Source organism: Rhizobium sp. K33 (assembly GCF_056501445.1).
Genome location: NZ_CP096478.1, coordinates 3,218,633 through 3,236,772, shown reverse-complemented (window position 1 = coordinate 3,236,772; position 18,140 = coordinate 3,218,633). Strand labels below are relative to the sequence as shown.

Annotated in this window: 20 protein-coding genes; 7 read left to right on the top strand and 13 right to left on the bottom strand. The window is 58.1% G+C overall.

All coding sequences use genetic code 11. The features are described from left to right. Positions 1 to 7: 7 nt before the first annotated feature. A complete protein-coding gene (locus tag M1E12_RS15760; protein WP_479562483.1) occupies positions 8 to 1,906 on the top strand; it encodes a nitric oxide reductase activation protein NorD in 1,899 nt (632 codons plus the stop codon). 72 nt (positions 1,907 to 1,978) lie between these two features. Here the strand turns inward: M1E12_RS15760 and hemN are convergent, their stop codons facing one another. Next, complete coding sequence (hemN, locus tag M1E12_RS15755) at positions 1,979 to 3,331, bottom strand: oxygen-independent coproporphyrinogen III oxidase (RefSeq protein ID WP_479562482.1); 1,353 nt, start codon at positions 3,329 to 3,331, stop codon at positions 1,979 to 1,981. 123 nt (positions 3,332 to 3,454) lie between these two features. On the opposite strand from hemN, the gene M1E12_RS15750 reads away from it, so the two are divergent. Together M1E12_RS15750 and M1E12_RS15745 are read left to right on the top strand one after the other, a co-directional pair. Then, positions 3,455 to 3,808 (top strand): DUF2249 domain-containing protein, encoded by a 354-nt coding sequence (locus M1E12_RS15750; RefSeq protein WP_348625556.1) that lies wholly within the window; start codon positions 3,455 to 3,457, stop codon positions 3,806 to 3,808. A gap of 87 nt (positions 3,809 to 3,895) precedes the next feature. After that, positions 3,896 to 4,420 carry a DUF2249 domain-containing protein gene (locus M1E12_RS15745; RefSeq protein WP_479562481.1) on the top strand — a complete coding sequence of 175 codons (525 nt, stop codon included), beginning with the start codon at positions 3,896 to 3,898 and terminating at the stop codon, positions 4,418 to 4,420. On the opposite strand, the gene M1E12_RS15740 is transcribed toward M1E12_RS15745, so the two are convergent. After that, complete coding sequence (locus M1E12_RS15740; RefSeq protein ID WP_479562480.1) at positions 4,384 to 5,628, bottom strand: NnrS family protein; 1,245 nt, start codon at positions 5,626 to 5,628, stop codon at positions 4,384 to 4,386. The genes M1E12_RS15745 and M1E12_RS15740 overlap by 37 nt on opposite strands. Before the next feature lie 229 nt (positions 5,629 to 5,857). Here M1E12_RS15740 and nirK point away from each other — a divergent pair, with 229 nt between their 5' ends. The 4 genes from nirK to M1E12_RS15720 all read left to right on the top strand — a co-directional run bounded on the left by nirK (position 5,858) and on the right by M1E12_RS15720 (position 9,306). Further along, complete coding sequence (nirK, locus tag M1E12_RS15735; protein WP_479562479.1) at positions 5,858 to 6,997, top strand: copper-containing nitrite reductase; 1,140 nt, start codon at positions 5,858 to 5,860, stop codon at positions 6,995 to 6,997. A 69-nt stretch (positions 6,998 to 7,066) separates the two neighbouring features. Next, entirely contained in the window at positions 7,067 to 7,963 is an 897-nt protein-coding gene (locus tag M1E12_RS15730; protein WP_479564900.1) for an SUMF1/EgtB/PvdO family nonheme iron enzyme, read from the top strand. A gap of 97 nt (positions 7,964 to 8,060) precedes the next feature. Further along, positions 8,061 to 8,762, top strand: coding sequence for a Crp/Fnr family transcriptional regulator (locus M1E12_RS15725; protein ID WP_479564899.1), 702 nt, complete (start codon positions 8,061 to 8,063; stop codon positions 8,760 to 8,762). 97 nt (positions 8,763 to 8,859) lie between these two features. Next, the gene (locus M1E12_RS15720) at positions 8,860 to 9,306 is read left to right on the top strand and encodes a pseudoazurin (protein WP_479562478.1); all 447 of its coding nucleotides are present in this window, start codon (positions 8,860 to 8,862) and stop codon (positions 9,304 to 9,306) included. 101 nt (positions 9,307 to 9,407) lie between these two features. On the opposite strand, the gene M1E12_RS15715 is transcribed toward M1E12_RS15720, so the two are convergent. From M1E12_RS15715 to M1E12_RS15665, 11 genes are all read right to left on the bottom strand, one after another. Next, positions 9,408 to 10,118 (bottom strand): NapC/NirT family cytochrome c, encoded by a 711-nt coding sequence (locus M1E12_RS15715; protein WP_479562477.1) that lies wholly within the window; start codon positions 10,116 to 10,118, stop codon positions 9,408 to 9,410. Between the two features lie 2 nt (positions 10,119 to 10,120). Continuing rightward, on the bottom strand, positions 10,121 to 10,612 hold the full coding sequence (locus tag M1E12_RS15710; RefSeq protein WP_479562476.1) for a nitrate reductase cytochrome c-type subunit: 492 nt from the start codon (positions 10,610 to 10,612) through the stop codon (positions 10,121 to 10,123). Further along, positions 10,582 to 13,086: a periplasmic nitrate reductase subunit alpha gene (gene napA / locus M1E12_RS15705; protein WP_479562475.1), complete on the bottom strand. Its 2,505-nt coding sequence runs from the start codon at positions 13,084 to 13,086 to the stop codon at positions 10,582 to 10,584. Before napA ends, M1E12_RS15710 begins: the two co-directional genes overlap by 31 nt. Further along, on the bottom strand, positions 13,061 to 13,354 hold the full coding sequence (locus M1E12_RS15700) for a chaperone NapD (RefSeq protein ID WP_479562474.1): 294 nt from the start codon (positions 13,352 to 13,354) through the stop codon (positions 13,061 to 13,063). The genes napA and M1E12_RS15700 overlap by 26 nt, the downstream gene beginning before the upstream one ends. Continuing rightward, a complete protein-coding gene (locus tag M1E12_RS15695) occupies positions 13,335 to 13,685 on the bottom strand; it encodes a 4Fe-4S binding protein (protein ID WP_479564898.1) in 351 nt (116 codons plus the stop codon). Before M1E12_RS15695 ends, M1E12_RS15700 begins: the two co-directional genes overlap by 20 nt. Positions 13,686 to 13,845: 160 nt before the next feature. Then, positions 13,846 to 14,040 (bottom strand): periplasmic nitrate reductase, NapE protein, encoded by a 195-nt coding sequence (gene napE / locus M1E12_RS15690; RefSeq protein ID WP_479562473.1) that lies wholly within the window; start codon positions 14,038 to 14,040, stop codon positions 13,846 to 13,848. Positions 14,041 to 14,129: 89 nt separating this feature from the next. Then, the gene (locus tag M1E12_RS15685; RefSeq protein WP_479562472.1) at positions 14,130 to 14,570 is read right to left on the bottom strand and encodes a hypothetical protein; all 441 of its coding nucleotides are present in this window, start codon (positions 14,568 to 14,570) and stop codon (positions 14,130 to 14,132) included. A gap of 130 nt (positions 14,571 to 14,700) precedes the next feature. Further along, positions 14,701 to 15,336, bottom strand: coding sequence for a helix-turn-helix domain-containing protein (locus M1E12_RS15680; RefSeq protein ID WP_479562471.1), 636 nt, complete (start codon positions 15,334 to 15,336; stop codon positions 14,701 to 14,703). A 67-nt stretch (positions 15,337 to 15,403) separates the two neighbouring features. Next, the gene (locus M1E12_RS15675) at positions 15,404 to 15,745 is read right to left on the bottom strand and encodes a hypothetical protein (RefSeq protein ID WP_479562470.1); all 342 of its coding nucleotides are present in this window, start codon (positions 15,743 to 15,745) and stop codon (positions 15,404 to 15,406) included. A 101-nt stretch (positions 15,746 to 15,846) separates the two neighbouring features. Then, entirely contained in the window at positions 15,847 to 16,458 is a 612-nt protein-coding gene (gene fixJ / locus M1E12_RS15670; RefSeq protein ID WP_479562469.1) for a response regulator FixJ, read from the bottom strand. Position 16,459: 1 nt separating this feature from the next. Next, positions 16,460 to 17,929 (bottom strand): PAS domain S-box protein, encoded by a 1,470-nt coding sequence (locus M1E12_RS15665; RefSeq protein WP_479564897.1) that lies wholly within the window; start codon positions 17,927 to 17,929, stop codon positions 16,460 to 16,462. Positions 17,930 to 18,140: the final 211 nt, after the last annotated feature.

The following is an 18,140-nucleotide window of genomic DNA, read 5'->3' as shown; positions in this document are numbered from 1 at the left end:
GAATGTCATGCTGGACTTTCTGGAGCTTGAGGAGACGGTTGGGCGCGCCTGGCATAGGCTTGCCGGTGATACCCGCACCTGGCCACGTTACCCCGAAGCGGCCGTCCTGCTCGAAGACGTGCTTCCGGTACTCTCTGTCTGCTTTCGTGGCTTCGGCGGTGAACGGACGGTTCAACTGGTGCCGGCGCGGGCTAAGACCTCGCAACACCGGCTGAAGTTCCGGCAACGCATGGGGCTGGGCGAAGAAAAGCTCATTCATCCGGCGCGGGACGAAGCTAGCGTGATGTTGCCCCCAGTCTTGGATCTCATGCCGGAGCAGTCGCTCAATCTTGACCTCTATGTGTGGCTGGCCGCAGCCATGGCCGTGATGCCGCTTCAACCGATGACCGAGACTGATCCCCTCAAGGCCGATCTTGCACTTTTGGACGCGGCGTCGGTGCTTGAAGTGCGGGTCCTGAAGACCTTCCCCGGTCTGGTCGATCGCTATCGTCGGCTTTGCCGCGCCCTCCTGTCGGAGCGCCGCCGCGGCTCGCTGCCTCGGGTGGAGGGGATGCTGGAGGACTGCATCATTGATCTCCTGCGCCGTGGCGCGGGCCTTGCCCCTCTCTCTGCAGGCAATGATATGCCGACGCAGGCACCTGCGGGCTATCTGCCGATGTTGCCCGTGCCGCTCTGGCCGCAGGCAATTCTTAGGGAGGAATGGGCCGGTCGCCAGGAATTAGACCAGCCCGTCGGCTCCAGCCAGGCGGATGCGCAGCCGGCTGGACGCCATGTGGCAATCCGCGAGAAGGATTCCGCCGCCAAGGGCGAGCGTAGCCCCTTCATCCTCAATCGCTTCGAGAAGATCCTCGCCATGGCCGAGATGGTCAATGTCGACCGACCCGCCGACGACAGTGACGATCACGATGCGTCGGCCGCTGACGAACTCGATGAGATGGTGCTTGGAGAACGCAAGGGCCGGCCAGCCGCGAAATTTCGGTTCGACCTGGACCTGCCGCCCGAGGCGCTCATCCATTCCGCGATCGAAGCGGAACTGACCTATCCGGAATGGGACTACAGACACGAGGTCTATCTGAGGGACCACTGCCGGGTCTTTGCCGGCCCGGCGTGCGAACAGGACAAGGCGCCGGTCCAGTCGTCCGAGATGAAGGCGATGATTCGCCGGGTGCGGCGGCAGTTCGAAGCGATGCGTCCGCGCCATGAGATGCTGCGTGCACAGGTCGACGGTGCCGATCTCGATCTCGATGCGGTCGTGCGCAGCCGCACCGAGCTCGCTGCGAGCGGTGAATGCTCCGAGCGCATCCACCTGGCAAGCCGGCCGCAGGCCCATGATCTTGCGGTGACCCTGCTGGTCGACGTCTCGCTGTCGACCGACGCCTGGTTCAACGACCGCCGGGTACTCGATGTCGAGAAGGAGGCGCTTCTGGTTCTGGCCGAAGGGCTGGCTGCCTGCGGCGACATGCATTCTATCTTGAGCTTCACGTCGAGACGGCGGGACTGGGTGCGCGTCGAGACGATCAAGGACTTTGACGAGCCGATGGGTGCCTTGGTGCGCCATCGCATCGCCGCGCTGAAGCCCGGTTACTATACACGCATGGGAGCAGCCCTACGCCACGCGACGGCCAAACTTGCCGAGCGTCCCAATCGCAAGCACTTGCTTCTTGTCCTGACCGATGGAAAACCGAATGATGTCGATCATTATGAGGGACGTTATGCGCTTGAAGACACACGTCGGGCCGTGAGCGAAGCAAGGCGGCGTGGCATCCATGTCTTCGGCGTCACGGTCGATCAGGATGCCAAAACCTATGTGCCGGCTGTCTTTGGCCACCATGGCTATGCCGTCGTTCCCGACATTCGCCGCCTTCCGGCGACCTTGCCACAGATCTACCGCGCGCTCGTCCGCTGATCCGCGAACGCGCAAAGGGGAAGCCCGGACCGAGAGATCGGACCGGGCTTTCTCGTTTTTTGCCGTTTTGTCTCAGGCCACGGTGGCGTGTGTTCTGCTCGTTTCGCCGAGATAGGCATCAAAGCACGACGCCACCGTTCGAACGAGGAATCTGTGTTCCGTGTCCACGCTCAGCACATCGCCACGCAAGGTCACAATCCCTTCGTCCAACAAGGTCTTGAGCAGCAGATTGGCTTTTCCAAAGCTCTCTTCCGGAAGTTCAAAGCCATCCGGCTTGGCTGTAAAATCCACTTGGAAGTCACACATCAACCGCTCGATGATCCAGGCGCGGACGCGGTCCTCCTGTGTGAGGCGGTAGCCTTTCGACGTGGCAAAGTTCCCGGAAGAAATGAGGCTGGCATATCGGCCGATGGCGATATCGTTCTGCGCATAGCCTTCGGCAAGACGTCCGATCGCCGACGAGCCGAACCCGATCAGTGTTGAGGCAGTGTCGGTCGTATAACCCTGGAAGTTGCGGTGCAGCGCCTTGCGATTGGCGGCGATCGAAAGCTGATCCCCAGGAAGCGCAAAATGGTCGAGACCGATCCGTCGGTACCCGGCTTCGCACAGCGTCGCCGCGATGGCTTCCGCCTGGGCGTGTCGATCATGTGCGTCGCCGAGCGCTGCCGTGTCGATCAGGCGTTGATGCTTCTTGAAGGCCGGGACATGGGCATAACCGAAGACGGCGAAGCGCTCAGGGCGCATGGCAGCCGCCACTCGCGCAGTTTCAATTGCAGAGTCGACGGTTTGATGGGGCAAGCCATAGATCAGGTCGAAATTGATGCTTCTGGCTCCTGCCTTGCGCAGGTTCGAAAGGGCTGTCTCCGTCTGCTCTGCCGACTGGATGCGATTGATCGCTTTTTGCACCTTGGGATCGAAACTCTGTACGCCAAGGCTGGCCCTGGTCATTCCCGCTTCACCGAGCGCTTCTGACATTTCGAGGGTCAGCGTTCTCGGATCGATTTCCACCGCCAATTCGGTCGCGCTGCTAATCCCAAAGGCCGCTGTCACGGTGGCAGTCAGATCGAGGAACTCTTCCGGCGTCATGATCGTGGGTGTGCCACCGCCAAAGTGAATGTCGCTTACGTCCTGTCGCCGTCCAAGGGCTTTTGCCACCAGCCTGATTTCCTGTTTCAGCACGGTCAGATAGTCGAGGATCGGTGCGTCCTTCTGGGTGATCGTGGTGTGGCAGCCGCAATACCAGCACATGGATCGACAGAAGGGCACGTGAAGATAAAGCGACACCGGTTCGCTTTTGGGGATGTTAGCCAGCCAATCACGATAGGTGCCGGCTCCAATACTGGGCGAGAAGCGGGGCGCCGTCGGATAACTTGTGTAACGGGGCAGGCGGCTTTCGCCATAACGGCGGATAATCTCTGTGTTCATTGTATCGCTCCGGTTCGGTGCCCTAACGATAGTGCCAGGTGCCATCGCTTCGTTGTCGAAAGGCAAACAGGAACACTGCTTTCCTGGTTTTGCTTGTTACAGCACAACGAAGCCTAGGCGCCCGTGCTTCAGTATCCTGCGGTGCAGCTTACGCTGCATGCGACTCCCGCAACCCGCATTGAAGAAAGCCAGCGAATGACTGTTGTTGAAGATCATATTCTCAAGCTCGACGTGCGCGAAATTCCGCGCGTGGAAAGGCATCCCCGTATATTCGGAATGTTGAATTCACTGCTTCCGGATTATCAGTTGATCCTGACCGTCGATCATGATCCGGTTCCGCTCTACTACCATCTCGAGATGCATTATGATGGGATGTTCGGGTGGGAATACCTTTCCCGTGGGCCGGAGATATGGGAAGTCCGCATTCGCCGGAAGAAGCACGAAGGATGCAACTGCAACTGCGGTGGTGGTCATTGAACTGCATGGGAGCGATCGGGCGATAGCGGTCGCTCCCATGCAGGTTCATCGTGATCAGACAGGTGAAGTCGAAAATCGGGAGGTCAAGTGTCGACAACAGCCAGTTTCAAAGAACTCGATGTGAGGCCCATCCTTCGTGACGGAGGCGAGCCATTTCCCGCAATCATGGATGCGGTTCAGTCATTGAAGCCAGGAGAAGGTTTGCGTTTGCTTGCTACCTTTCGCCCTGTACCACTCATGAGCGTCATGGCGCGCCGCGGCTATTCGGCCGAGCTCAAGGAGTTGGATGGCGGCGAGTGGGAGGTTCTGTTCATCCCAACCCCAGACACTTCTGCAGAAGTTCTCCACTCAATCGGTGCAGAGGAAGCGGCGGCCTGGCCGGACCCGTTGTGGAGGGTCGACCTCACCGAGCAGCAGCCACCGGCGCCTATGGAGAAAGTTCTCTCGCTGATTGAGCTCATGGAGCCAGGCGAAGTACTTTTCGCGGTGTTTTCAGAGGAATCGCGCTTTCTCGGTGCGGAGCTGGAAAAGCGCGGTCACCAATGGGTCGGCAATCTCGATGCTTCAAAGCGTGCCTATCGCATGTTGATCCGAGTGGGCGGTGAAGGTTGACGACCGGGTTGCCGCTGAACGTGACATAGGAGACCCGCATTGTCGCTTAGAAAGAAGACAAAGGCGGCAATCCAGAAAAAGCCAGACGTTGCGATAAGCGCCCCATAGTATCCCGGAACGATGTCGGCTGCGATGCGGCCGCTTGCTGCGAGCAGTATGCACGGGACGGACAGCCGCTGGCGCAAGGAAAACTGCTCGTTCCGACCGGTGTGAAGGCGGATCGAACGATTCATGATCGCAATCATCATTCCTGTGACGGCTCCAATAGCAAGAAGATGCATTGCAGTGAGCAGGCCGAGTGTATCGAGCGCGGTTCCTGTAATTCCCAACAGGCCCAGGGGGATGAAGGCGTACGAAACCTGCATCGCTGCGATCATGGACGATTTGAGGATTATTGGCCTGAACCATCTTATTGCGCGGGCAAAGTGCGAACCGGCTGCCACTAGTGCCACGATTGCCGCGACTGGCCCGGAGGGTTCAAAGGTCCAAGCCGTTGCGGCAAGGAGAGTGGCAACAAGCACGAAACGATCGATGAAGTGATTTGCGGGGGCGAGGCGTGATCTACCCGCCTGGGCAAGCCAGTTGTTGGTGAAGCTAGGGATTAGCTTGCTCGCGGTCGCAGTGATCAGCAGGATATAGACTGAAAGACCTGCCCGTGCCCAAGCATCCACGTCTCCTCCGTTCATCGCCGCCATGTGAAACCCGCCATTGATCAAGGCAAGCGACATAACAGAAAGGATCGGCTTCGCATCTGCGATCCTTCGCGCAACCCATACCTCCCTCAAGCAGAAGTAGGCGAAGAGCGGGAGGAAGATCAAGTCGATCAGGAGGGTGGTTAGGGCCGTTGTTTCTCCGACCATCAGCATGGAGATGCGCCCGGTAATCCAGATGAGCACGAGAATGCCAAGCGGCTTGCCTGAAAGCGGAAAGCGACCAGTCCAGTTTGGAACTGTTGTCATTAGGTATCCGACCAGAACGGCCGGCATGAAGCCGAACAGCAGTTCATGCGCATGCCAGGCGGATGGGCCGTAGACTTTCGCCACCTCAAGCCAGCCGTTCACCGCGCAAATCCAGATTGCGATCGTCGTGATGGCCCATAAAGGCGCGCCGAGATAAAATGGCCGGAACCCATAAGACAGCAGGACGAGGCCGTCGCGCCCCAGGCCCCGCGGGATCCCGCCACTGGTTATTCGTTCCTTTTCCTTCATGGAAATCGCTTTCAAAAATACTCGTTCGACGCTGACTCTGAGATTTCGAGGTAAAGTAATTGATCTCGATCAAAGAGCCCCGGCCAAAATATTATTTGGTCGGCGGCTGAATGACGCACTGCTTCTTCAGCGGCTCATTGTTCCAAGTCAAATAGAAAGGCACGTGATGAAGTAAAACAATGTCAACAGTTCGAGCGAAACGCTTACTGCACGACAAGGAGAAAAGATCATGACCCAGTGCCTCAATCTGACCAGAAGAACAATGCTCGCGGGAGCAGTGTTTGCAAGCGCGCTTGTGCCCGTTTTGACAGGAACAGTGGCACGCGCCGAAGGCGGCGACATCAAGACCAATGCCGCAGCCGTGGCGGCTGACATCGCTAAGCTGGAGCGGGTGAAGGTCGATCTTATCGCGCCTCCTTTCGTCCATGCGCATGCTCAGAAGGCCGAAGGCGGGCCCAAGGTCGTCGAGTTCACGCTCACCATTGAGGAAAAGAAGATCGTCATCGATGACGCTGGCACCGAAGTCCATGCCATGACTTTCAATGGCTCGGTCCCCGGCCCGATGATGGTCGTTCATGAAGGCGACTATGTTGAGCTTACGCTGATCAACCCCGACACCAACAGCCTGCAGCACAACATCGATTTCCATTCGGCAACCGGTGCGCTTGGCGGCGGCGCGCTGACACTGGTCAATCCGGGCGAAACGGCGGTACTGCGCTTCAAGGCCACAAAGGCCGGCGTCTTCGTCTACCATTGTGCACCTCCCGGCATGGTGCCGTGGCACGTCACCTCGGGCATGAACGGCGCGATCATGGTCCTGCCGCGTGAAGGCCTGAAAGACCACAAGGGCAATGATCTGCCTTATGACAAGGTATACTATGTCGGCGAGCAGGACTTTTATGTCCCCAAGGATGCTGACGGCAACTACAAGAAGTATGAGAGTGCCGGCGATGCCTATTCGGACGTGCTCGAAGTGATGAACACGCTGACCCCGAGCCACATCGTCTTCAATGGTGCTGTCGGAGCTCTGACAGGCGACAATGCTATGACGGCAGAAGTCGGCGACCGGGTCTTGATCCTGCATTCGCAGGCCAATCGTGACACCCGTCCGCACCTGATCGGTGGCCATGGCGACTATGTCTGGGCAACCGGCAAGTTTGCCAACCCGCCAGAGCTCGATCAGGAAACCTGGTTCATCCCTGGTGGTGCAGCAGGTGCTGCTTACTATACCTTCCAGCAGCCGGGCATTTACGCTTATGTCAACCACAACCTGATCGAAGCCTTCGAAAAGGGGGCGGCCGCCCACTTCAAGGTCACCGGCGACTGGAACGACGATCTGATGACCGCTGTGGTCAAGCCGGGAAGCTGATCCTCAAGAATACGGGGGTGCTCATCGAGCACCCCCGTGGACCTCTTCTTCAACTGGTTGGAAAACGCCATGTCCGGCGCCGTTCTCACTCCCAGGCAGCCCAACTCGATCGGCTCGGTGCTGCTGCCGCTTCTGCTCATCGGCGCTCTGTCGGCCGCCGTCGTGATTCAATCGGGCATCATCCGGCTGAGTGATGGCGCCGGAATGCCGCCGCCTCAAACCATTAAATTGGCTCCCGGCAGCTTCCTGTACCGTCAGCCCGGCGAATTTTACCGCGCGGGATATGCCGTCGACGGGCCGAAGGCCGATTATGTGATGACGGCTCCTCTCACCATCATGAAGTATCAGGTCAGCACCCAGGACTACGATGCCTGCGTGACCGACGGGGCGTGCCCGGGTCGGGAATCGACGACCCCTTCGCGCCCTGACATCCCGGCAACCGGCGTTAGTCACGACGACGCGACACTGTTCGCCAGGTGGTTTTCGAGAAGGAGCGGTGGGGTCTGGCGCCTGCCAAGCGATGCGGAGCTGGCCTTCGCTGCAGGGGAAAAATTTCCAGATGACGCCCTCGGCATAGATCCGGACAATCGGAACCCGGCCTTGCGTTGGCTCGCGGATTACGAGCGCGAGGCCGCCCGCAAGAGATCCAAGGAACCGGAACCGCTTGCCTATGGAAGCTTCGGCGAGAACGAGCACGGACTTGCCGATTTTGCTGGTAATATTTGGGAGTGGACAACGACCTGCAATCGACGTGTGGACCTCGTCAATGAAGGGCAGCCAGTCACAACTGAAGCCTGCGGCGTCTACATCACCGCTGGCAAACACCGATCGCCATTAAGCTCGTTTATCCGCGACCCGAAAAGCGGTGGCTGCTCTGTTGGGGTTCCTCCCGACCATGTCGGCTTCCGGCTGGTCGAAGATCGTCGCTGGTATGCCCCTTTGCTCTTTTCGATCGGTGCCTTGTGAGATAGGCTAGCCCTCAAATTGGATACTCACCATAACCGCCACTATGGGCTCGTCGAGCTCTAAAGAATTTGCGCTGGTGGCGGGAGAGGGATATGTTTTGAAGCTTGATCGGACAATCATCAAGTCTTTGTCATTGTTCGACAAGATGACCGATGACGAGCTGGACGCGCTGTTGGTTCCCGCCCAGACGAAGCGACTGCCGATCGGCGAGTCGGTGTTCGAGCAGGGACAGCCCGCCTCATATTTCTTTCTCCTCCTGCATGGCCGTCTCAAGGTCACCCAAGTGACGAGCGCCGGTCAACAGATCATCGTGCGTGTGGTGCATCCCGGGGATCTGTTCGGTTTTGCCAAGGCGCTTCAGCGACAAGACTATCCGGGTACGGCACTTGCTGCTGCTGAGAGCATTGTTCTGTCCTGGCCCACAGAGATGTGGCCGAAATTCGTGGAGCGTAATCCAAGGCTTGCCGTTAGCGCGATGGAGACCATCGGGCAACGGCTCGAAGAAGCCCATGTCCGTATTCGTGAAATGTCGACGCAAGAAGTCGAAAAGAGAGTGGCACATACCGTGTTGCGGCTTGCACAGAAGGCTGGTCGCTCAGAAGCTGCGGGTATACGTATCGACTTTCCGATCTCCAGGCAGGATATTGCCGAGATGACCGGTACTACGATTCATACGGTTTCGCGAATATTCAGTGCCTGGGAGAGCAGGGGCCTGATCGAAGGTGGTCGGCAGAAACTGCTTGTGCGCGATATGGCGCAATTGGCATCGCTGGCGGATTCTCTCCCCGAGCGCCGATGACCACGTGAAGCGTTCTGATACTTGATATTGCGCAAAGAAGGCTCGTTCATCCTGGCCTATCTCTTTTGCAACGGAACGAGGTGTTCTGTCTAAGGAGATGAAAATGAAACTGCGTAGTGTAACCATGGCAGCCGTACTGTTGTTTTCGGCCCCGGCCCTCTCGATTGCTGCCGATTTCGAAGTCAAGATGCTGAACAAGGGCGCCGAGGGAGCCATGGTCTTCGAACCGGCTGGCTTGAAGATTGCCCCCGGCGACACTGTCACCTTCATCCCAACCGATAAGGGTCACAATGCCGAAGCCATCAAGGGCATGATCCCGGAAGGTGCTGCGGAGTTCAAAGGCAAAATGAACGAAGAAATCAAGGTGACGTTCGACGTGCCGGGGCTTTACGGCGTAAAATGCGCACCACATGTCGGCATGGGTATGGTTGCCGCGATCCTTGTTGGTGATGCTCCAGCCACCAATCTCGACGCCTTCAATGCTGCCAAGCTACCAAAAAAGGCCCGTGAGCGGATTGATGCAGCCGTCGCTGCGGCCCAGTAAAGACGTGTGCTAGCTGATGTTGCTTGATCGACGCCGCCGGGGTGTGATCCCCGGCGGCGTCGGCATTTCTGGACCGCATTGATATGCGATCGATGCACGCATCAAATCCCGCCGTCAGCAAGAAGGCCGCTATGGGCGCGGTTGATAGCGTCGCGTAGCTCGTCAACTGCCGATGCGGTCGGCAGCTCCTTCCCTTCCAGTTCCTCCGGCATTTTCCAGCCAGGATCGATCCCTTGCATATTTGGAAGCTCGTGGGCGATGCCCTTATGGCAATCGATGCACGTTGCCTTGCCGTTCAGGAGATAACGAGTGTGGATCTCAGCCGCACGTTCTGTCTGCTTCGACAGGTCCATGGCGGCCGAGGAATGGCAGTTTCGGCATTCGAGACTGTCGTTTGCCTTCAATCTTGCCCACTCATGCTGCGCAAGGCGCAACCTCTGGTCCAAGAACTTCTGGCGTGTATCAATCGTCCCGAAGATCTTGCCCCAAACTTCTTTCGAGGCTTGCATCTTACGGGCGATCTTATCCGTCCATTCATGAGGCACATGGCAGTCTGGGCAAGATGCTCTCACTCCGGATCGGTTGGAAAAATGCACGGTTCTGGTCATCTCCTCGTAGACGTTGGTTTTCATTTCGTGACAGCTGACACAGAAGGTTTCCGTATTGGTGAGCTCGAGTGCGGTGTTGAAGGCGCCCCAGAACATCACGCCCCCGACAAAGCCGCCCAGCGTTAAGAAGGCAAGGCTCAGCGTCGCCGCCGGTGTCGTGAGAACGCGCCATATCCAGGCAAACAGATTGCGGAGCCTCTGCATCTTTAATGCTCCTCACCCATCAGCTTCACCCCCATGTCGCTCATGTCGCGAAAGGTGTTGCCAACCAGAGGGTTCGTCTCTGCCTGGGGAACATGGCAGGCCGTGCAGAAGTATCGACGCGGCGAGACATCCGCCAGCATCTGTCCTTCCCTTGTAATGTAGTGCGTCACGCTGATCATCGGTGCACCAGAGCCCTCAGTGAACTCGCGCTTGTGGCAAGAGAGGCATCTATTCGTATTGACCGACAGTTGGTAGCCTTCGATGGAATGGGGAATCACAGGCGGTTGATCGGGGTAGGCACGCATCTTTCGCACGTCATCCACATTCCATTTTGGCAGGGGCTTTGCCGGGACGCTCTCCATCTGTTGCGGTGGACCCGACAATTGCGGAACCGATTGTGCGACGACGCCACCACCAATGAGGCAGACTGCCAGCAAAGCGACGGCACCAATTCGGCCTCTTGTCAGGCGACGGGAACGATCTTGACTGCGCATTTTTTGAAATCCGTTTGTTTGGAGATCGGATCGGTGGCGTCAAGCGTCACCTTGTTGATCAGCTGGCTGGCATCGAACCATGGAACGAAGATAACGCCGGGTGGCATTCGGTTGCGGCCCCGGGTCTCGACGCGGGTTCGCATCTCGCCACGGCGCGAGACGATGGTGATTTCCGCGCCCTGATTGATCCCTCGCTTTCGGGCGTCATCGGCGTTCATGAAACAGCGGGCGCCGGGGAAGGCCTTATACAGTTCAGGTACTCTCATCGTCATTGAACCGGAGTGCCAGTGTTCCAGCACGCGCCCCGTCACCAGCCAAAAATCATATTCCTCGTCCGGTGACTCCGCCGGCGGTTCATAGGGCACCGCCAGGATGACTGCACGTCCGTCAGGTTTGCCGTAGAAGCGTACACCTTCACCCGGCTTGACATAGGGATCATAGCCCTCCCGGTACCGCCACTTCGTCTCCTTGCCATCGACAACCGGCCAACGAAGGCCCCGTTCCCGGTGATAGACGTCATAGGGCGCCAGATCATGGCCATGGCCACGACCAAACTCGGCATATTCCTCGAAGAGGCCCTTCTGGATGTAGAATCCGAACGCTTCGGCTTCGCGATTGGCATAGTCGGCGTCCACTTCGGACAGGGGGTACCGGTCTACCTTCCCATTTGCGAACAGCACGTCGAAAAGCGTCTTTCCACGGTAGTCCGGGTTTTGCGTCAGGACCTCCTCGGTCCAGACTTCGTCCGTGGTGAACCTTTTGGAGAACTCCACCATTTGCCAGAGATCGGAGCGTGCTTCACCCGGCGCATTGACAAGTTGATGCCAGACATGCGTTCGCCGCTCCGCATTGCCATAGGCCCCTTCCTTCTCGACCCACATCGCTGCGGGCAAAATGAGATCCGCAGACATGGCCGTGATCGTCGGGTAGGCGTCTGAGACCACGATAAAATTATCGGGGTTCCGATAGCCCAGATAGGTTTCATTGCTGTTATTGGGTGCCGCCTGAACGTTGTTGTTGACCTGAACCCAGTAGAAATTCAGCTTGCCGTCCTTCAGCATCCTGTCTTGTTGCACAGCGTGGTATCCGGGCTTGTCGGGAAGAAGGCCGTCCGGCAGCTTCCATATCTCCTCTGCGTGATGCCGGTGCTCCGGATTGGTCACGACCATGTCCGCTGGCAGGCGATGCGCAAAAGTGCCGACTTCGCGCGCCGTTCCGCAAGCCGATGGCTGGCCCGTCAGCGAAAACGGCCCATTGCCCGGCTCCGAGATCTTCCCCGTCAGCAGATGCAGATTGTAGATCATGTGGTTTGCCCAGACACCGCGTGTGTGCTGGTTGAAGCCCATGGTCCAAAGCGACATGATCTTGGTGTCGGGATTGGCATAGAGTTCGGCGAGCTGCTCCAGAAAGCCTGGATCAGCGCCTGTCAGTTCAGCCACTTTCTCGAGTGTATAGTCCGAAACGAAGGCCTTGAAGCTATCGAAGTCAATCGGCTCCATCTTTGTTGGGTCGCCGGCATTCTTCGCCTTCACCTCAAGCGGATCATCCTCTCGAAGCCCATAGCCGATATCATCCACACCCTTCATGAAGGTCGTGTGTGCTTTCACAAACTCCTCGTTCACGCGACCTGTCGATATAATGTGATTGGCGATGTAGTTCATGATCGCCAAATCTGTGCTGGGTGCGAAGATGATGGGAATATCCGCCAAGTCCATGCTGCGGTGAGTGAAGGTCGACAGCACGGCAACCTTTACATGTTCGTGGCCCAGTCGGCGGTCTGCGAGGCGCGTCCAGAGGATTGGGTGCATCTCGGCCATGTTCGAGCCCCAGAGCACGAAGGCGTCGGCGTGCTCGAAGTCATCGTAACAGCCCATCGGTTCATCCATGCCGAAGGTTCGCATGAAAGCGTAAGCCGCCGATGCCATGCAGTGCCTTGCATTAGGATCGAGGTTATTGGAACGGAAGCCGGCGCGCATGAGCTTGGTCGCAGCATAGCCTTCGAAAATCGTCCACTGGCCGGAACCGAACATGCCGACGGCAGTGGGACCCTTCTCGCGCAGCACTTTCTTGCACTGCTCGGCCATGACGTCGAATGCTTCGTCCCAGCCGACGGGTTCGAACTCGCCGTCTTTGGCAAATTGCCCGTTGCGTTTGCGCAGGAGTGGTGTGGTCAGGCGGTCCTCGCCATACATGATCTTGGAGAGGAAGTAGCCCTTGATGCAGTTCAGGCCGCGGTTCACCTCCGCCTGCATGTCGCCATGCGTAGCGACGACTTGTCCTTCCTTGACGCCGACCATGACACCGCAACCGGTCCCACAGAACCGACAGGGCGCTTTGGACCATTTGATCTCAAGCGACTCGACGCCGCCGGGAACAGACTGTGCATTGGCCGGCAAGCTTACGCCGGCAGTGGCCGCCGCAATCGCGGCAGCATGGGCCTTGAGCAGACTACGCCGCGTCAGTTCTGTGTCCATCGATCGAACCCTCCTCCAAACTCTCTGCATGCTCGAAAACCATGTTTGCCGCCATGACGTCCGGAAGACCTGATATTGCGGCCAATGTCGCGCCCATTTCGCCGCTGGACTTGCCTTCGATCACGATGATGATCTTGCCTTGCTCGGCGGCATGTACCTCGACGTTCGGCACCTCCGCCAATGCTTCTAGAACGCCACCAGCTGTCGCCGGCGAGGTTAGTATCACGGCACTTGAAACATGGAAGCGTTCAGGGTTGCGCGTCTGCATCTGGTCCACTCCTGCTCGACATGGAAATTGCGTTGGTCGGACAGCGGCCGACACAGGCGCCGCAGCCGGTGCAGTCGTCTACTGCAACGTCCGGCTGCCATGGCCCGCCGGCTCGCGGACGAAACCTGATAGCGTCGGTCGGACAGTGGTCACGACATGATTGACAGTCGACGCCGTTGAGCGCCAGACAGTGCGACAAGACTTGCGCATTGTACGGGAAGGAAAGCTCGGCGCTGAAAAAGACGTCGGAACGTGGACAGTTATCGCGACACTCGCCGCAGAAATTGCATCCATCGTGGGAAAAATCGAGCGCCGGCAAGCCAGCCTGCATCGAGATGATTGATGTCGGACAGTGATCAACACATGCCCTGCATTGCTCGCAGATCTCTGCAATGGGACGCACGAGACCTGGGGGGTAGATGCGTTCTTCTTTACGCACTCGCCCGCGAAGGAAGGCCCGTCGTGAGAGCGAGGTCACCATCCCGTCCTCCCTACGCAGGCGGACCCGGTGGGCCAGCAACAATCTGGTACATCCATACCAGAAAACCAAAGCTGCCGACCGCTGCGACCGCGAGGATTGGCCAGATTCCGAAAGCCAATATCACGAAGGTGGTCAGTTCTGCCCGGCGCGCGGACCGAACCTCTGTCGCCGACAGCGTCGGATTGTACTGATTGTTCGTTTCCAATGACGCTCCTCCTCCGCGCATAGCAGTCTGCAAAACGATCACAAAGGTGTCAATCTTAGTTGATTAACGCGATGTTTTTGAGGCGTATCCTAGCGCCCTTCCAGCATCGGGGCGCCGTCCAGCTCCGTCAAGGACAACCGGACGACCAAGTGCTGCGGAAGACCATCAGGCCCCAGTTTTATTGCTCCGCTGGCCGCAGAATGAGGCGACTGTTCGGTGCCGGTCACCGTCGGAGCCGGCGCGGTTGCGGGGTAAGTTTGCGAGGTGCGATCGGCTTCACCTTGCGAAACGCCTGGCAAAAGCTCGAAGAAGTCGACATTGATGGCAATGACGCGTATAAACGCTTCTTTACCCTGCGCTCTCTTAGCATTCTCGCGAATGACGTCATTTGGCGGAGGCTGCGCCGATGCCGGTGCTGAGTGCACATTCTCCTGCGCAGAAGTTGTTGATCCCGTGCCCACAATGGACAAAAGCACGGACAAGGCACCGATAGTAGCTAAGTTCGAGAGAGTGCTGTTGGTCGCGCACATGGACGGTCCAATCACTGACGAATTACAACTCATCGCCACCAAACCGACGACCCCGTCGCCAGTTCCGTATCGAGGCGCGATACGCGAACCTGCAGATGGCGTTCGACAGCCTCCCGCGGCCTCTTTATTACTAGACGCTCATCATCCGGAGCCTGTCAGGCTTGACGATCTCAAGGCTGCGGGCGCTATGCAGCCGGATGATCCCCGCTGCACGCAGCTTCGAGATCGTGCGCGATACTGTCTCGATAGTGAGGCCGAGGTAGTCGCCTATGTCTGCGCGGCTCATCGGCAGGTCAATGACGGCTTCGCATTCTTGGCGCTTGGCGAGGTCGAGCAGGAACACCGCGATTTTCTCAAGCGAGCTTTGGCGCCCGACGACAAGCAGGTGCTCCTGGGCGCGGATCATGGCTTTCAGGGCTATTTCCACTAGTTCGCGAGGCAGTGTCCCGGCCGAGCAACGTTCCACCGCTGTCAAACCTGTGTTCACCATTGCCTCGGCGTAGAAACCGTGGACGGCGCCGATCTCGAAGCCGAATGTCTCGCCCGTCAGATAGAAGGCGACAATCTGCCGTCGCCCATCTGCGAGAAGCCGAAACACGCGAACGGCTCCGTACTGAATGCGGTAAAGCAATCGGGCATCATCGCCCTGCGCGTAAATCACTGTTTCTGGCGCGTGGAAGGTGACTGGGCGCAGGTGAGGCGCGCCTGCACTGCGGGCCGAGGTCGGTCTGTAGGCATCGTGCTTGAGTGCGGCGGTGGCTGGCATTGGAAAATCCCCTTTTGATGGGGTTATCATGCCCACCAAGGGGTGGTGCCGCTATTGGGTCGTTCCACTACGTGTGTTTACGTAGAGCTTCGACCGCGTTGGCAATGTCTAATCCCGTGAGTGGTTTTGGCAGCACATGGACACTGGCGTCGGCGCCATAATCCGTATCGTCCTCCGCCAAGATGACCAGTTTGACGCCGTGCTGCGTCAGCTTGAATCCGTCTTTCACGGTCGCCTGGGGCAAGCAGGCGTCAATGATCACGCAGTCCGCGCGTTTCAGTGCCGCCGCGGCAGTGGCCCAGTCGCTAAACTCTTCGACGACCTGTCCATGCGCGTTGAGAGCAAAGCCGATCGACCGGAGCAGCGCCGGATCTTTGACGATGGCAACGACAGTGGTAGGATCGGACAAGACGACACCAGAAGTTCAAGCTTAACTCTCACCCCGCTTGCCACTTTCTGATCTTAAAGGCCTTGTCCTAGATCAACAGGAAGGCCGATTGTGCCGATATCCTAAACGCCGACCAGCAATGACATGCGCACGAGGTCAGGAAGGCTCCGGGCCTTCATTTTGGTCATGACATTGGCCCGATGGACCTCCACGGTGCGCGGACTGATATCAAGATTGAAAGCGATCGCCTTGTTGGGCTGGCCGGCGACAACGGCTGTGAGGATCTGCCGCTCCCGGTCGCTCAGGCTCGCCAATCGACTTCGGATGTCATCTGCGCTGACTGTCCCGGCTGCAGCATCGCCCAGACGTTGAGCGGTTCGTCGTATGGCTTCGATAATGGTCGCATCTTCGAACGGTTTCTCGATGAAGTCGCAGGCTCCAGCCTTCATCGCTTCCACGGCCATGGGAATGTCGCCATGCCCGGTAATGACGATCGACGGAATGGAGGGGGCAATGGAAGACAGTTTTTGGATCAGATCAAGGCCGCTCATATCCGGCATTCGCATGTCGGTTATTAGGACGGCGTCGCGCAGACCTGGTGCCACTTCGGTGAACTGAGTTGCCGAGGGATGCAGCCGCACGGCAAAACCGTTCACCGTCAGCATGAAGCACAGCGACTTTCGAACGGCATCCTCATCGTCGACGATGTGTACGGTGAAGTCATCAGTGTGCATCTTAATCCTCGTCGTCTTGGGGCAGGGTGAAACTGAAGCACGCTCCGCCCAACTCACTTCTCGACACCGTCATTTCCCCGCCATGCGCTTCCACGATCCGGCGCGAGATGGACAGTCCGATCCCCATGCCCCCGGCTTTCGTCGTAGTGAACGGCTTGAAAACATTCCCGGCGATCTCTGGCGAAATACCTGGTCCAGAATCTTCGACGGTAACGGACAAGGTTTGTCCTGACGTGTATGCCACGGTCACCCGGATCTCCTTTGCGGCTGTCTCCTTCATCGCTTCGATGGCGTTGCGCATCAGGTTCGTCAGGACCTGCTGGATCTGGATCCGGTCAACAAGCACGCGGTCGTCGCCGGGAGCGAAGTTGAAGATCGTCCGAACGCCTTTTTCTCGCGACCCCACGAGGGCAAGAGCCCCGGCCTCTTCGACAAGCTGTCTGAGGCTCTCGGATGTTTTATGCGTTTCGCCTTTCGTGACGAATTCGCGAAGGTGGCGGATGATCTGGCCGGCGCGAACGCTTTGCTCACCGGCATCCTTCAGCGCGTCCTTGATCTGGAGATCCCGCTCGCTTGTTGCGTCCTGCATCAGACGGGCGCAGCCATGAACATAATTTGCTATTGCAGAAAGCGGCTGATTGAGCTCGTGAGCAAGTGTCGATGCCATCTCGCCCATTTCGTTCAGGCGTGCCAGTCGTGCGAGTTCAGCTTGAACCTCCTGAAGCCGGGCGGCCGATTCCTCACGCTCCGTCAAATCCCGCACAAAGCCGGTGAAGAAACGTCTGTCACCGCGTCTGATTTCTCCGACTGCAAGTTTCATGGGGAAGGTTGAGCCGTCCTTCCGCTGTCCGACGACCACTCGGTCAACCCCGATGATCCGCTTCTCCCCGGTCTGCATGTAACGCTGCATGTAGCCGTCGTGTTCTTTACGGTAGGGTTGAGGCATAAGCAGCTTCAGGTTTTGACCGATGGCCTCAGCCTCTGAATAACCGAACTGGCGTACGGCCGCAGAATTGAACGAAATGATGACCCCGTTCTCGTCGCTGACAATGGTCGCATCGAGAACGGTGTCGAGGATCGACGTCAACCGCGCTTCTCGATCCTCAAGAGCCTCTCTTTGCTCTTCAAGCTCTTGGTGCAAACGGTCCCGCGACCTTGCAAGGAGGATGACGAGGAGGACCGCCAGGGCGGCCGCGCCCGTCGCGGGGGAGAGCCCTTCCGGCAGTCTGTCGTAACTGCGGAGTATAAAAAACATGAAGCCGACAAGGGCGGCGACCAATGCTGGCCCCGCACCGCCGATGAGAGCTGTGGCGAGAACTGGAATGAGAAGAAAGAGACACGCTGTTGGAAGAGCGACGTTGTCGATCATCAACAGTAAAACCCCGAAGATGACCGCTGTTCCGGCAACCGGGACTGCATAGGCGCCGGCGGCGGTGACTTGGTGGCTGGTGTTCGATCTTGGAATTGCCATATCGATGAATGAACTCAAAATGTCTGACCGCGCTTTTGGACCCGCATACGGGTGAAGGATCGCCCCACGCGATTCGTTGCCGATGATCGGCAACCAGCGTTACCGTGAACTTGATAGAAATCAAAATGTCAACGGGCTGTGTGGTTCCGTAATCCCTCTGTGACCTTAGCGGCTGAGACAGCAGCATCCTTCAGGAAACGTCCATCTGGTT

What these genes read in the sequence shown, in the direction of transcription:
- M1E12_RS15760 (WP_479562483.1), top strand. Translation starts at nt 8, where the DNA reads ATGCTGGACTTTCTGGAGCTTGAGGAGACGGTTGGGCGCGCCTGGCAT.
- hemN (WP_479562482.1), bottom strand. Translation starts at nt 3,331, where the DNA reads ATGAACACAGAGATTATCCGCCGTTATGGCGAAAGCCGCCTGCCCCGT.
- M1E12_RS15740 (WP_479562480.1), bottom strand. Translation starts at nt 5,628, where the DNA reads ATGAAGGAAAAGGAACGAATAACCAGTGGCGGGATCCCGCGGGGCCTG.
- nirK (WP_479562479.1), top strand. Translation starts at nt 5,858, where the DNA reads ATGACCCAGTGCCTCAATCTGACCAGAAGAACAATGCTCGCGGGAGCA.
- M1E12_RS15730 (WP_479564900.1), top strand. Translation starts at nt 7,067, where the DNA reads ATGTCCGGCGCCGTTCTCACTCCCAGGCAGCCCAACTCGATCGGCTCG.
- M1E12_RS15720 (WP_479562478.1), top strand. Translation starts at nt 8,860, where the DNA reads ATGAAAATGAAACTGCGTAGTGTAACCATGGCAGCCGTACTGTTGTTT.
- M1E12_RS15715 (WP_479562477.1), bottom strand. Translation starts at nt 10,118, where the DNA reads ATGCAGAGGCTCCGCAATCTGTTTGCCTGGATATGGCGCGTTCTCACG.
- M1E12_RS15710 (WP_479562476.1), bottom strand. Translation starts at nt 10,612, where the DNA reads ATGCGCAGTCAAGATCGTTCCCGTCGCCTGACAAGAGGCCGAATTGGT.
- napA (WP_479562475.1), bottom strand. Translation starts at nt 13,086, where the DNA reads ATGGACACAGAACTGACGCGGCGTAGTCTGCTCAAGGCCCATGCTGCC.
- M1E12_RS15700 (WP_479562474.1), bottom strand. Translation starts at nt 13,354, where the DNA reads ATGCAGACGCGCAACCCTGAACGCTTCCATGTTTCAAGTGCCGTGATA.
- M1E12_RS15695 (WP_479564898.1), bottom strand. Translation starts at nt 13,685, where the DNA reads ATGCAGGCTGGCTTGCCGGCGCTCGATTTTTCCCACGATGGATGCAAT.
- M1E12_RS15685 (WP_479562472.1), bottom strand. Translation starts at nt 14,570, where the DNA reads ATGTGCGCGACCAACAGCACTCTCTCGAACTTAGCTACTATCGGTGCC.
- M1E12_RS15680 (WP_479562471.1), bottom strand. Translation starts at nt 15,336, where the DNA reads ATGCCAGCCACCGCCGCACTCAAGCACGATGCCTACAGACCGACCTCG.
- fixJ (WP_479562469.1), bottom strand. Translation starts at nt 16,458, where the DNA reads ATGCACACTGATGACTTCACCGTACACATCGTCGACGATGAGGATGCC.
- M1E12_RS15665 (WP_479564897.1), bottom strand. Translation starts at nt 17,929, where the DNA reads ATGGCAATTCCAAGATCGAACACCAGCCACCAAGTCACCGCCGCCGGC.